Raw genomic sequence first — 14,607 nt, 5'->3', positions numbered from 1 at the left:
TACAAAAATTTGAAAGGAACTCACAACTTACTTACGTTGTTAGTTTTATTTAGATAAGTTGTAATTCTATACTGTAAATCTACAAAAATTTGAAAGGAACTCACAACCAAATGTAGTTTGCGCCGAAACATTCGGACGTTGTAATTCTATACTGTAAATCTACAAAAATTTGAAAGGAACTCACAACATTGATACTTATGTTAATAAAAATAAATAAGTTGTAATTCTATACTGTAAATCTACAAAAATTTGAAAGGAACTCACAACTATCTGGATTTGCAAGAGCAAAAGGAGTTCGTTGTAATTCTATACTGTAAATCTACAAAAATTTGAAAGGAACTCACAACCAACTACTGCGAATGGTGCAAAAGTGAAATGTTGTAATTCTATACTGTAAATCTACAAAAATTTGAAAGGAACTCACAACATACCCCTGCGTTGAATCGTGAATTTTGTAGTTGTAATTCTATACTGTAAATCTACAAAAATTTGAAAGGAACTCACAACGAGGAACACGGACGAAAAACATACGTTTTAGTTGTAATTCTATACTGTAAATCTACAAAAATTTGAAAGGAACTCACAACCAAAGGGGTTTGCAATCCGATTGTTTTTATGTTGTAATTCTATACTGTAAATCTACAAAAATTTGAAAGGAACTCACAACCCAATTGTTGGGCTGTTTCACTTTCTGCAAGTTGTAATTCTATACTGTAAATCTACAAAAATTTGAAAGGAACTCACAACTTGTTTTACTAAATTCGTGCGAACTCCTCCGTTGTAATTCTATACTGTAAATCTACAAAAATTTGAAAGGAACTCACAACAAGAGGAACCCCGCCCGGAGTTCAACGAGCGTTGTAATTCTATACTGTAAATCTACAAAAATTTGAAAGGAACTCACAACTTTGAGTAATTTGTTTAAAATATTAATTCTGTTGTAATTCTATACTGTAAATCTACAAAAATTTGAAAGGAACTCACAACAACCCATCTACCACATACGGCATTGTGCCTGTTGTAATTCTATACTGTAAATCTACAAAAATTTGAAAGGAACTCACAACTTACAATCTACTGTATTTGGATTTTGCCAGGTTGTAATTCTATACTGTAAATCTACAAAAATTTGAAAGGAACTCACAACCCCCGTTTGTTGAAACGAAGTACGTGGGTTGTTGTAATTCTATACTGTAAATCTACAAAAATTTGAAAGGAACTCACAACCATAAGTCTCTAAAGTCTCCTTGTCAACATGTTGTAATTCTATACTGTAAATCTACAAAAATTTGAAAGGAACTCACAACAGTGGGGAGCATCGGATAAATTTCCTACTAGTTGTAATTCTATACTGTAAATCTACAAAAATTTGAAAGGAACTCACAACTAGAATTAAAGAATTTTGCATCGGTAGATTGTTGTAATTCTATACTGTAAATCTACAAAAATTTGAAAGGAACTCACAACTTTGGGTGCGCGAAACTTGGCATAAAATATGTTGTAATTCTATACTGTAAATCTACAAAAATTTGAAAGGAACTCACAACAAAGGAAGCTTTGTTTTTTGAAACAATGATGTTGTAATTCTATACTGTAAATCTACAAAAATTTGAAAGGAACTCACAACCATGGAATTAACGCGATTTTGAAACCATTTGTTGTAATTCTATACTGTAAATCTACAAAAATTTGAAAGGAACTCACAACCTGTTTCGTCTTTATCAATTTTGCGGGCAAGTTGTAATTCTATACTGTAAATCTACAAAAATTTGAAAGGAACTCACAACCCTTTTTTTGTTTTTAAGAATTGTAAAAGAGTTGTAATTCTATACTGTAAATCTACAAAAATTTGAAAGGAACTCACAACATAAATCGAGCGTGTTTACAAACTGTTTTAGTTGTAATTCTATACTGTAAATCTACAAAAATTTGAAAGGAACTCACAACATGTTACAGTTAGGCCGTATAATAGAGTAGGTTGTAATTCTATACTGTAAATCTACAAAAATTTGAAAGGAACTCACAACACTTTGGTAATTCCTTTGACGGTTGCGTTTGTTGTAATTCTATACTGTAAATCTACAAAAATTTGAAAGGAACTCACAACGGATAGAGCTTTTACTTTATGAACCGATTGGTTGTAATTCTATACTGTAAATCTACAAAAATTTGAAAGGAACTCACAACGTTAGGAAGTAAAGTAAAATCATATGCTTTGTTGTAATTCTATACTGTAAATCTACAAAAATTTGAAAGGAACTCACAACATACCTGTAAGCATGTAGTTTTTAAGCGCAGTTGTAATTCTATACTGTAAATCTACAAAAATTTGAAAGGAACTCACAACCCATTTCCGTTTGTTCTAAAATCTCTATGAGTTGTAATTCTATACTGTAAATCTACAAAAATTTGAAAGGAACTCACAACCACCGCTAGAACTATCAAAAACAACATTATGTTGTAATTCTATACTGTAAATCTACAAAAATTTGAAAGGAACTCACAACTACCAGGAAATTCTAATACTCAACTATCAAGTTGTAATTCTATACTGTAAATCTACAAAAATTTGAAAGGAACTCACAACTACCTGCGTTGTCTTTAAAGTCTAATCTTGGTTGTAATTCTATACTGTAAATCTACAAAAATTTGAAAGGAACTCACAACCTCAAAAGAACCTTGCTTTTTCCATGCAATGTTGTAATTCTATACTGTAAATCTACAAAAATTTGAAAGGAACTCACAACGCGAAGTGCTGAATAGATTGAAAAACCTTCGTTGTAATTCTATACTGTAAATCTACAAAAAATTAAAAACAGTTTACTCCATCAATAACATTGAAAATGTATTAATACTTCACTTTTTCAACTTACTTTTCAGGCTTGATTCGGTTAAATCGGTCTTCAATATTCTTAATCCTTTTCAATAAGTCATCCCAATTGAGACTATCACCTACAATCATGTTTTCTTGCATTGTTTTATAATCTTGCTCCCAATTTTTGATTACTTCTGGTGGTGGAATAATACTTAATCTTCCTTTTTCGTGTTTGTCATAATTGATGCCGCGTAAAGGTGTTATGGTTTTTCTGTGTTGTACGATGATTGCAAACAATTCTTCATCTGCAAGCGCTTTTTCTCCATAATTTGAAGCCATTATTTTGTCCAAATCGTACAAGTGTCTCGTTAGCCGATCGGTTCTAATTTTATCAACTGGCTTGGAAAACTCTTCGTGAAGCAAAAGTGTTTTTTCAATGAAAGTCCGTGTTGGTACAACAACTTGAACATCGAAAGCAGGATCTGTAAAATCCAAATTTGGATAATGTTCGTCAATAAATGATTGTACGGGTTTTGGCTCAGAAGGTTCGGTTAACGATCTTGCTCCCATTTCGAGCAATACACGTTGTTGAATGTATTCATTGGTAATGGGAACAACCGATTCATAGTAAATTTCTAAAGTGTTGGGATCACTTGTATCATCGACATGATCGTTGTATTTGATTTCGTAATCGTCTTTTGGAATTCCTAATAGAGTTAATTGCTCAATTAACTCTTCCCTGAACTCATTAATGATAAACGAACCAGAAGCTTTTCGGAGTTTTTTGATTTTGGAATTTGAATCAAGATCATCAAAACCTAAAAAATGACGATCAATAATTAAATCAATATCCTCTGAAAACCGATTGATTAAATGATAAGCTTTACTCAAAGATGTTCCGCCTTTGAAAATAATAGATTCCTTATATTTTGACTGAAATACAGCTTTCAAAATAATGCACACCCACCAATCTTTTTCAATAACAAAAGCGGGCAATCCCATTGAAGCGCCGACTTGCTCTAAAACCTGAATGCGTTGTTCTGTATTGAGATTTATCCACATGATTTTAGGCTTTATAGATTTTATTTACTTCTTTCTGAATCCAAACTGGAGCATAACGAAGCTGTGTGTCTACAACCGATTTATCCAGCTTCAAAATCGTTGGTTTCAGTTGATTTAGAAAATCATCATTGACTTCCTTTTGACCTTTTTCTTTGAAAGCTTGTACAATTAAGTGCAATAAACCATCTTTTATAGCAAAGCTTTTGGGTGCTGTTTTCTTGAACTTAATGCTTCGATTTCCGATTCTTATTTCTCGCTGCGAACCATCCGTAAGATAAACTGCTTTAAGCGGAATTTGCGTGCTAAGGCCTAATAAGTACAAAGCAAGAACACCAGTTGGTGCAATGCGAGCTTTGTCTCGTTTTGCAATTTCTTTTGCAACTTCTTCGATATTAGGATAAATATTCCCCAACAACGGATCTATTTTAGGTTTTAGGTAAATGCCGTGTGCTAACCGTACTAAAACATCCTCCTTCTCCAACCGAGAAAGCACCTGTCGAATATTCTCAGGCGAACCATATTTTGAAAAGTCATCTGCGAAAAATAATTCGCCACGTGATGATTTTAAAATCTTTGTTTCTATTTGATTTTTAGACATTTTTGTTAAATTACACTTGTTGCTGTTGTCACAAATTTAGTAAATATTTGTGACACAATAGCGTAATTCACAATAAGGATTATTCTGTTGTAATTCTATACTGTAAATCTACAAAAATTTGAAAGGAACTCACAACTAAAAATTGTCCAATGATTTGTCCGACAATTGTCGTAACTCTATGACTATAATTTACTAAAGAACTCTTATAAAAAAAGGATTACTAAAGTAATCCTTTTTTTATGCACTTACGTTATTAGTGTTGGTGTCCGCCCGTATTGCTTAATTTAGCATTTATAAAAAATGCCCCTTTTACAACAATTGGTGTATTGGCGTGTATTTCTTTTACAGGAGTAATAGCGGTATACCCCATATTTGATGTACCTTTTACAATTTCTACCTTTTCAAAATTCACGGTTTTTTCATGTTGATGTTCGGCACCTTTTTCTTCTGTGTGCTCTGCTCCTTCTTCGTGATGGTGTTCACTAGCCGCTTGATTGGTTTTTACAAAAATGTAAAACTTACCATCGGCCTCAACAATAGCTTCGGTAGGTACCGCAGGGGTTTTAATACTGCTTAAACTTACGGCACCTGTAATGTTCATACCGTGTATAAGACCGTCTTTATTGCCCGTAACCTTACTGTGTACGGCTATGGTTTTGCTATCGTTCTCAAAAGTAGAGCCTATACTAAAAACAACCGCCTCGTAAGTTTTACCTGGGTTGTTTGTAATTTCAAACTGAATAACCTGCCCTATTTTCATTTTAGGTACATCTTTTTCAAAAACTTGTAAATCTAAATGAATAGAACTGTTATCAATAATTTCGGCAACGGGTGCCGACACGTCTACATAACTACCTATTTGTGCAATAATTTTACTTACCGTACCACTAATAGGCGCCGTAATAACCATGCCGTTTTTTAAATTTTGATTGCTTACTTTTAATGGATTAATCCCCATCATTTGTAACTGCTTGGCTAATGATGCTTTTTGTGCGTTTAGGTTTTTTAATTCAGCCGAAGCATTTTGATAATTCTTTTTAGCACCGGCATCGTTATCAAACAATTCTTTTTGTCTTTTAAACTCTTGATTGGCATAGGTTATTTTACTTAAAACCGTTAAATACTGCTCTTGTGCTACAACAAACTCTGGGTTTGCAATAGTGGCAATTACTTGTCCTTTTTTTACATAAGCCCCCTCTTGTATAGGCAGTGTTTGTATTACACCACCAAACATAGCTGCTACACTTGCCCTATTGCTATTGGGTACATTTAAAAGTCCGTTTGCTTTTATCATAGCCGTTAACTCTTTTTGCTCAATAGTACCCAATGTTACCCCAACCGCATTTATTTGCTCTTCTGTAAGCGAGGCTATTGTTTGAGGAGCTTCATCATGCAAGGCTTCTTTTTCTTCTGTATGTTGCTCTGTTTTTACTTCTTTTGTACAATTACTCAGAAATACTAGCGCTAAAAGGCTAAGAATGATATTATTTATTTTTTTCATTTTATTGATGGATAATAGCGTTAATAGTAACAACCGTTTGATTGATTTGCTGTATAGATTCTAAATATTTTAATTGAATACTAGTTGCCGTTTGCAAAGCAAAAAGATATTCTACGTACGATATTTCGCCGGTTTTATAACCCAACTGCGCTGCTTTTACAATTTTCTCTGCATTGGGTATTGCCTGATTTACATAATACGTATACTGATCTAAATCTTGCAAGTATTGCGCGGTTTCATTGGCAAGCTGTGTTGTTAATTGCTGTTTTTGATAATTTACGGTTTCTTGCAAGGCTTGTTTATCATAATCTAACGCCTTTATTTTTGCTTTTGTAGCACCAAAGGTAAGCGGAATGGCTATACCCAAATTAACCGAAGTAAATCGATCAAGACCATTGTAATATCTTTCTACTCCGTTTTTTTCGTGCATACCAATCATAGACAAACTGTTAACACCAAAAGAAAACTCTGGCAAACCTTCGGCTTTAAGTACTTGCTTGTTTTGCTCTTTCATTTCTATTTGCTGATACAATGCCTTTATAGTAGGGTTGTTATCAATGGTGTTGTTTTCTAAAATAGTTTGCAACGTTAATGGGGTATAATTGCCTTGCTTTGCAATAACAAAATTTTCATTGGTGTTTAATAATACCTGTAAGCTTTTATAGGCATTGGTTAAATAAACGTTGTTTTGCTTGAGCAATAAATTAATTTCGCCTTGTTGTGTTTCTGCGGTATTAATCTCTATTTTCTTAATATCGCCTGCTTCAAAACGTACAGTTGCAATTCTAATAAAATCTAAATACAAATCATTTAACGCTTGTAGTTGCTCCTGATTGTATTGTAAGTATTGTACTTGATAATAATAGGTACGTACTTGCTTTAGCAACTCGTTTGTTGTAATTTCTTTCTCCATTTTTTTAGCATTGACTTCGGATGCTAAAACAGCCTTTCGATGTTTAAAAAGAGTTGGAAAAGGAATACTTTGCGAAATAGAAAAACCATAATCAAACTTAGGACTGTTGTACTGCCCTAACTCTGTACCAATATTTAATTTAGGCAACTCGTTTGCCGTTTGTTTTAAGGCTTCGCTTGCCGATATACTTAATTGATTTGCTTTTAACAACTTATTATTTTCTATTGCCATTTGTTGCGCCTGCTCAATAGTAATAACTGAGGTTTGCGCATGTGAAAATGTTGTTGTTAAAAACAGTGCTCCTATAAAGAAAGGAAGCGCATTTTTAGGACTCAATTTAACTTTTGAAAATTGGGTATTGAATATTAAATACAGCATAGGTAAAACAAATAAGGTTAAGAAGGTCGCCGTAATCAAACCGCCAATAACTACGGTTGCTAAAGGCTTTTGAACTTCTGCACCCGCGCCTGTTGAAATTGCCATAGGTAAAAACCCTAACGAAGCTACTGTAGCAGTCATTAATACAGGACGTAGTCGTGTTTTTGTTCCTTCAAACACCCGTTTTATAATATCGGTTTCACCTTCTTTTTCTAATTGATTGAATGTTCCAATTAAGACAATTCCATTCAAAACGGCAACACCAAACAACGCAATAAAACCGATGCCGGCACTAATACTAAACGGCATATCACGAATAAGCAATGCGAAAATACCCCCAATGGCACTCATTGGAATTGCAGTGAAGATGAGTATTGCTTGTTTAAAAGATTTAAAGGTAAAATACAGCAACATAAAGATCAACAACAATGCGGCCGGAACGGCGATTAATAATCGTTGACTTGCAGCTTGTAGGTTTTCAAATTGTCCGCCGTAAGTGAAATAATATCCAGAAGGTAATTTGATTTCCTTTTCTAACTGGGTTTGAATGTCTTTCACCACGCTTTCAACATCGCGATCTTTTACATTGAAACCAACTACAATTCTTCGTTTACCTTCTTCACGACTGATTTGGGATGGACCTAATTTATAATCAACATTTGCAACTTGTGACAACGGAATTTGACTTCCCGTTGGAGTTGAAATCATCAGATTATTCACATCATCAATACTGCTTCTATGAAGGCTATCCAAACGAACGACCAAATCAAAACGTCTTTCATTTTCAAAAACTTGTCCTGCCACTTGTCCTGCAAAAGCGGTACTTACTGCAGTGTTTACGTCTTCAATCGTTAATCCGTAATTCGCCATTCGGGTACGATCGTATTCTACGTTGATTTGTGGAAGTCCGCTCACACGCTCCACTTGAGGTGGCGTTGCACCTTCAACTTTCTGAATAACCTTCGCAGTTTTATCTGCATAAATAGCTAAGGAATCTAAATTTTCACCAAAGATTTTTACCGCAACATCTTGACGAACGCCGGTCATCAACTCATTAAATCGCATTTGAATAGGTTGACTTTTCTCAAAGAAAATTCCTGGAATAACTTCTAGTTTCTCTAGTATTTCTTCACCTAATTCATCATACGTTTTATCGGTTTTCCACTCGCTTTTTGGCTTTAAAACAATAATCATATCAGACGCTTCAGGCGGCATTGGATCCGTAGGAACTTCTGCAGAACCTGTTTTACCAACCACCATTTTTACTTCGTCAAACTGTTTGATAATTCGAGAAGCTTGCATGGATGTTTCAATACTTTGAGTTAAAGAACTTCCTTGTGGTAAAATACAATGAAATGCAAAATCGCCTTCTTGCAATTGCGGAATAAATTCGCCACCCATTCTGTTAAAAATCATAACACTAAAAACAAACAAGGCAACCGTTCCACCAACCAGCCAATACTTAATTTTCAAAGCTTTTTCTAAAAGTGGTTGATAGACTTTTTGCAGTTTGTTCATCATCTTATCCGAAATATTCTCTTTATGCGTTGGTTTTTTAGATAAAAACAAAGCACTCATCATGGGAATATAGGTTAAGGAAAGAATCAAGGCACCAAGAATGGCAAAACCTACGGTTTTAGCCATGGGTGTAAACATTTTTCCTTCAACACCAACTAAAGTTAAAATAGGAATGTAAACGATAAGGATAATGATTTCACCAAAAGCGGCGCTATTTCTAATTTTGGATGCAGAAAGAAAAACTTCTTCATCCATTTCAGATTGCGTTAGTCTTTGCTTCGATTTTCGAAGTCCTAAATGATGTAACGTTGCTTCTACAATAATAACGGCGCCATCTACAATCAGCCCGAAATCAATCGCTCCCAAACTCATTAAATTGGCACTTACACCAAAAACATGCATCATTCCTAATGCAAACAATAATGAAAGTGGAATGGCTGACGCGACAATTAGTCCTGCACGTAGGTTTCCAAGGAACAATACCAGTACGAAAATAACGATTAATGCACCTTCAATAAGGTTCTTTTCAACGGTAGCAATGGCTCTGTCAACCAAATTGGTTCTGTCCAAAAAGGGTTCTATCACCACATCATCTGGCAACGATTTTTGAATAGTAGGCAGCTTCTCTTTCACTAAATTCACCACTTCATTAGAATTGGCTCCTTTCAACATCATCACCATTCCGCCCACAGCATCCACTTCGCCGTTATAGGTCATTGCTCCGTATCGAATGGCGTGCCCAAAACGAACATCCGCAACATCCTTAATGAAAATAGGAACACTGCCCGAAACATTTTTCACGGGGATATTTTTTACATCGTCTAAAGATGTTATCATTCCAATTCCACGAATAAAGTAGGCATTTGGCTTTTTGTCGATATAAGCACCACCCGTGTTTTCATTGTTCTTTTCTAGGGAATCAAATATTTCCGAAATACTAACACCCATCGCTCGAAGACGGTTTGGATCTATTGCGACCTCATATTGTTTTACTTCGCCTCCAAAACTATTCACTTCGGCAACGCCTGGCGTTCCATTCAATTGCCTACGAACAATCCAATCTTGCATGGTTCGCAATTCTTGTGTTGAATATTTTTTCTCGCTTCCTTTTTTAGGATGGAGAATGTATTGATACACTTCGCCCAAACCTGTACTAACAGGACCAAGCTCCGGCGTTCCTACGCCTTTGGGTATTTGCTCTTCGGCTTTTTTTAATTGCTCGTTAATTAACTGTCGAGCAAAATAAATATCAACTTTTTCTTTAAAAACAACGGTAATTACGGATAATCCAAAACGAGAAATACTTCTGGTTTCTTCAATATCAGGAATATTAGCGATGCTTTGTTCTATAGGAAAAGTTACTAATTGCTCAACCTCTTGTCCTGCCAAAGTAGGGCAAACCGTAATGATTTGAACTTGATTATTGGTGATGTCGGGAACGGCATCGATAGGTAATTTGGTGGCACTCCACGTACCCCAAATAATGAGCATCAAGGTCATAATACCAATGACAATTTTGTTCTTGATGCTAAATTTGATAATACTATCTAACATAGATTATTTAATTTTTACTGAAAAAAAATGAACATATACCACTATTGGACATAGAAAATATCCTATGCCAATGATGTATTTATAAAAATTTCTTGGTAAAAATTAAATCTTAGGGGGTTGCCAAATTCCATGCACAATACCAAGCTCATTTTGAGGTTGGTAGGTTACTATTTCTGCGTAGGTAGGACTAACATTTGTTTTAAAATGGTATATAGAATAATCGGCAACCATTAAGTGTATTCCGCAACATGCGCAACTACAGAAAGGAGAACAAGTATCTACATGTTCATCTGAAGAATGATTATGAGCTTTGCAATGTGTATGTGCCGTTTCATTTGCATGGTCTGAACCATCGGTACAAGGCATTGTAACGAGGAATGCAAAAAAAAGCGCTAAAAGCATTGTTATAAATCTCATGAAACAAATTTAAGAAAAGTTATGTAAACAATTTGTTATTTTTCTAAAATCACTACTGTTTGCTTTTGCATGCAATAGTATTGGTAGGTGTACTGTAATTATATGCTTACAAGAAAAACGATTTTTACATATAAAAAAAGAGGGTGTTATAAAAACAACCTCTTTTCTCTTTTAATCTTTAAAAAACACATATTTATGAAAACCTATTCCTATTTCACTTTCATGACACACTAAATGTACAACATATTTCTAAATTATTTATAAAATTTTCAAATTATTTAAAAAACAATAAGGGAATTGCAAAAACAATCCTCTTAAATTAACAAATAAAAATAAGTCACTCTAAAAATCACTCCTAGATACGTTAAAAAGAAGAGGTTGCCTTATAAGACAAACACAATACATACTTTTTCTACAATAAAAATACACATTTAGAATAAAACATCGTTTTATATAAAACTATTCGCAATTATTGGTTTTTATTTTACAAAAAGGGCACATGAAGGCCGTATTTAAACTTTAAAACATTCGCATTGAAAAAGCTTATTTTGACCGTTTCATTTTAAAATATTCAACAAAATCAACCTACCTTTGTAAATCAATCAACAAAAAAGTTTATTTATGCTTCAACATACATCAGAAAAACGCAAAAAAATAGCGACTATTATTGCGTTTGCTTCTGTACCCCTTTCTGGTTTCATGACCGATATTTACCTGCCCTCTTTTCCATCTATGGCAAAAGATTTAGCTGTACCTGAGCATGATGTACAGCTTACACTAACTGTTTTTTTATTGAGTTATGGTGTATCGCAACTATTTATAGGCAGTATTTTAGATAGTATTGGTAGGTATAAGCCAAAATTAATTGCTTTAGTTGTTTTAATTCTTTGTAGTATTTTCATTAGTTTAAGTAGTTCTATTACTGCTATATCGCTATTGCGTATGGTACAAGGAGTGGCCATTTCATTAATGGTAGTTGCTAACAGAGCCTTTTTTGTTGACATGTATCAAGGTGAAAAACTAAAAAACTACTTGAGTTATTTTACCATAGTTTGGTCATGCGGACCTATTATTGCCCCTTTTTTAGGTGGCTATTTAGAAAAACTATTTACTTGGCATGCCAACTTTTACTTTTTAGCTATTTATGGAAGTATTTTATTGATATTGGATTTGATTTTTAGTGGGGAAACATTGATGAATAAAAAGAAATTCAATTTAAAAGAAGTTACCGCACTTTACCGAAGTATGCTTGGCAATACGATGTTTATCTTAGGAATTATTACATTAGGAATTGCATACTCTGTTGTAATGGTATTTAATATTACCGGACCTTTTATTATAGAAAATGCATTTCATCAAAACTCGGTTGTTATTGGATATTGCACACTTATTTTAGGTTTTTCGTGGATGATAGGTGGCATTCTAAGTAAAAAACTGGCGCATTATAGCTTTAAGAAGCGCATTCTATTTCCGGCATTACTACAAGTTGTATTGATTGCTATTTTATTAGGTATTGGTTTGGGTTACGAAAACTTGTATTTATTAGTCGGTTTTGCGTTTGCCATACATATATGCTCTGGTTTTTTATATACCATTTTCTTTACCACTAGTATGTTGTATTTTCCTAATAACGCAGGAATTGCAGGAGGATTGCTTGGCGGTTTGGTATATGTAATAACATCAATAACCAGTTATGTCATTTCTAATTTTGGGCATGTAAACACCCAGTTAGATTTAACTTGGCGCTATTTAATCATGTCTGCATTATTGCTTATTGTGGTTTGGTTTTCTTTACAAATTGCTAAGAGAAAAGGATGATTACAATATCCTTCTTCCTGAACTACCTAATAGCAATTTAATAAACACAAAAGCCTTTCTTAACAGAAAGGCTTTTGTGTTTATATAAAAAAGGATGTAATCTTATTCTGGTTGAGCGCGCCACTTTTTAATAATAACGGTGTAGCACAACATAAATAATAAACCAAGAGCAAAAAGTAAATAACTAGTATTTAAATCTAAGAACTCTAAAATAGTTGTGCAATTTGCGTTGTAATTATAATGTATATCATAACAAGCATCGTTTTGGTGCATGCTAATGATTCCTAGAATTAAGAACACATACAAAACAAAACCATTGATACTTATGTTCATTAAAATAGCACCCAATAGTTTAGGTAAAGTTTTAATAGCAAGTATTGGCAGCAGTAATATGAGTGTTGCAACAAATAGTACTAAATAGCCTGCAAAATATTCTTCGTCTACAGAAACACCCATTGTATATAGCAATACACACAAACCAATAGTTAAGCTTAAAACACCAATTGTTACGCCTGTAAAAATAACTGCGCGTAAATTAGTTACTCTAAAACTAAACAACAAAGTAGCTAACGCAAAAGCAATCCATAAATAAAAATGAATTACATTATCAAACACATTGCTGTTTTTCATTAACTCTACACTGTTCAATAAATCTTTTAAATTATTGATTTGATAATAGCTTTTGCTTAAATTTTTTTGGTAGTAATTGTAGTTAGTATCTTCCTTATACTTAGTTGCCACTACGGTTGCCACTTGTTCTGCTGCATTTTGAGCAGCCGCTATTGCCGCAGCATCATCTGTATTAGGTTGCCCTTTAACTGCAGGCTCAGCAATGGTATCATAGGTTGTAGCAGTAGCAACAGTAACAGAATCAATAATAGGTGGTTGCGGCGGATACAACTCAGAATCACCTGTTTCATTTGTATTAATGAATCGCTTCACCTCAAAACCATCTGGATGATATACCATTCGAAACCACTTATCGGTATCTAAATTATGTTTGATTTTGTATTTTTCAGAAACCTCTAAGAAATCGTTCATGATTTTTTTAAACTCTTCTGGATTTTTACGATCTAAAATCTCTGCTAGTTGTTTGTTAAACTCATAATTCTTAGAAACATCTTCATAATCATACACACTTGCCTCAATAGCGGCGTAAGGATAATTACTAGAATATGCATTGTATCTATCATAATAAGCAATATCCTCAAAACTTAATTCATAAAAAACTTTAGAAAAGTTGTAATAAGTTAACGCCGTAGTTTTGACGAATGGCGATACATCAACAACCTCTTTTTTAAAGTAATAATAACAAGTATCTGCATTTATGTATTTATATGCCAAAGGCGTACTGTTTTTGTATTCTTTAGCAGGATATTTAAATTCACGATACTCATCTCGTTCCGTAATTTTTACTAAATAAGTGGTATTGAACTGAAAAATATCATCTTTTAATTTAAAATACTTTTTGTTGTAATCAATTTCGTTATGATCTGTTTCGCAAAATAGTTCCTTAAATTGCTTTGGATACGCACGCTTACTTAACTTATACTCTTGATAATCTAACGACAAAAACGGATATGCCTTGTTAATAATAGCAACATCTTTAATTAATTGATCATCTGGATAGGCATTCTTTATATACAATTGAAAACCTAACATGTACGAAAAATAAAACGTAATAGAAGCAAAAATAATAACGATGTAACTTACAAACTGCCCAAACAATTTTAGGTTACTTGTTGGGTAAAAGTTTTTAAAGGCGTTGTTTTTAAAAAGTAAAACCATCCAGCCTACTAACATTAACAACGATATAATGATGTGTACCATAATCATACCGCTAGAATAATAGTCTTCAAAAACGCGACTATTTTGTAACGATAAAGGATTGCTGTGCGATACATAACCTATTATGAAAAACAAAACATGAACCAGTAAGCTAATGCTTAACATCCACACAATTTTTGTGTTCCAAATAGTTGGATATCTTTCTATAAGATATTTATTTACATTTTTTATAAAGCTCATAAGGA

7 protein-coding genes are annotated in these 14,607 nt (G+C 33.5%); 1 reads left to right on the top strand and 6 read right to left on the bottom strand.

Translation table 11 applies throughout. The features are described from left to right. Positions 1-2,869 precede the first annotated feature (2,869 nt). The 5 genes from H1R17_RS07270 to H1R17_RS07250 all read right to left on the bottom strand — a co-directional run bounded on the left by H1R17_RS07270 (position 2,870) and on the right by H1R17_RS07250 (position 10,756). Positions 2,870-3,877 (bottom strand): nucleotidyl transferase AbiEii/AbiGii toxin family protein, encoded by a 1,008-nt coding sequence (locus H1R17_RS07270; protein WP_163430334.1) that lies wholly within the window; start codon positions 3,875-3,877, stop codon positions 2,870-2,872. A gap of 4 nt (positions 3,878-3,881) precedes the next feature. After that, positions 3,882-4,475 carry a DUF6088 family protein gene (locus H1R17_RS07265; RefSeq protein ID WP_163430335.1) on the bottom strand — a complete coding sequence of 198 codons (594 nt, stop codon included), beginning with the start codon at positions 4,473-4,475 and terminating at the stop codon, positions 3,882-3,884. Between the two features lie 253 nt (positions 4,476-4,728). Further along, a complete protein-coding gene (locus H1R17_RS07260) occupies positions 4,729-5,976 on the bottom strand; it encodes an efflux RND transporter periplasmic adaptor subunit (protein WP_163430336.1) in 1,248 nt (415 codons plus the stop codon). 1 nt (position 5,977) lies between these two features. Then, positions 5,978-10,339 carry a CusA/CzcA family heavy metal efflux RND transporter gene (locus H1R17_RS07255; protein WP_163430337.1) on the bottom strand — a complete coding sequence of 1,454 codons (4,362 nt, stop codon included), beginning with the start codon at positions 10,337-10,339 and terminating at the stop codon, positions 5,978-5,980. Between the two features lie 102 nt (positions 10,340-10,441). Next, positions 10,442-10,756 carry a DUF6660 family protein gene (locus H1R17_RS07250; protein WP_163430338.1) on the bottom strand — a complete coding sequence of 105 codons (315 nt, stop codon included), beginning with the start codon at positions 10,754-10,756 and terminating at the stop codon, positions 10,442-10,444. Positions 10,757-11,377: 621 nt separating this feature from the next. On the opposite strand from H1R17_RS07250, the gene H1R17_RS07245 reads away from it, so the two are divergent. Beyond that, entirely contained in the window at positions 11,378-12,574 is a 1,197-nt protein-coding gene (locus H1R17_RS07245) for an MFS transporter (protein ID WP_163430339.1), read from the top strand. Positions 12,575-12,676: 102 nt separating this feature from the next. Here the strand turns inward: H1R17_RS07245 and H1R17_RS07240 are convergent, their stop codons facing one another. Further along, on the bottom strand, positions 12,677-14,602 hold the full coding sequence (locus H1R17_RS07240) for a hypothetical protein (RefSeq protein ID WP_163430340.1): 1,926 nt from the start codon (positions 14,600-14,602) through the stop codon (positions 12,677-12,679). Positions 14,603-14,607 lie beyond the last annotated feature (5 nt).

The sequence above is a fragment of the Flavobacterium sp. xlx-214 genome (assembly GCF_013874595.1).
GTDB lineage: Bacteria > Bacteroidota > Bacteroidia > Flavobacteriales > Flavobacteriaceae > Flavobacterium.
Note: the sequence above shows the minus strand (reverse complement) of the source record. Positions and strands in the feature narration are given on the sequence as shown.

Excerpts from the sequence above, each read along its gene's own strand:
- H1R17_RS07270 (WP_163430334.1), bottom strand. The coding sequence starts at position 3,877 with ATGTGGATAAATCTCAATACAGAACAACGCATTCAGGTTTTAGAGCAA.
- H1R17_RS07265 (WP_163430335.1), bottom strand. The coding sequence starts at position 4,475 with ATGTCTAAAAATCAAATAGAAACAAAGATTTTAAAATCATCACGTGGC.
- H1R17_RS07260 (WP_163430336.1), bottom strand. The coding sequence starts at position 5,976 with ATGAAAAAAATAAATAATATCATTCTTAGCCTTTTAGCGCTAGTATTT.
- H1R17_RS07255 (WP_163430337.1), bottom strand. The coding sequence starts at position 10,339 with ATGTTAGATAGTATTATCAAATTTAGCATCAAGAACAAAATTGTCATT.
- H1R17_RS07250 (WP_163430338.1), bottom strand. The coding sequence starts at position 10,756 with ATGAGATTTATAACAATGCTTTTAGCGCTTTTTTTTGCATTCCTCGTT.
- H1R17_RS07245 (WP_163430339.1), top strand. The coding sequence starts at position 11,378 with ATGCTTCAACATACATCAGAAAAACGCAAAAAAATAGCGACTATTATT.
- H1R17_RS07240 (WP_163430340.1), bottom strand. The coding sequence starts at position 14,602 with ATGAGCTTTATAAAAAATGTAAATAAATATCTTATAGAAAGATATCCA.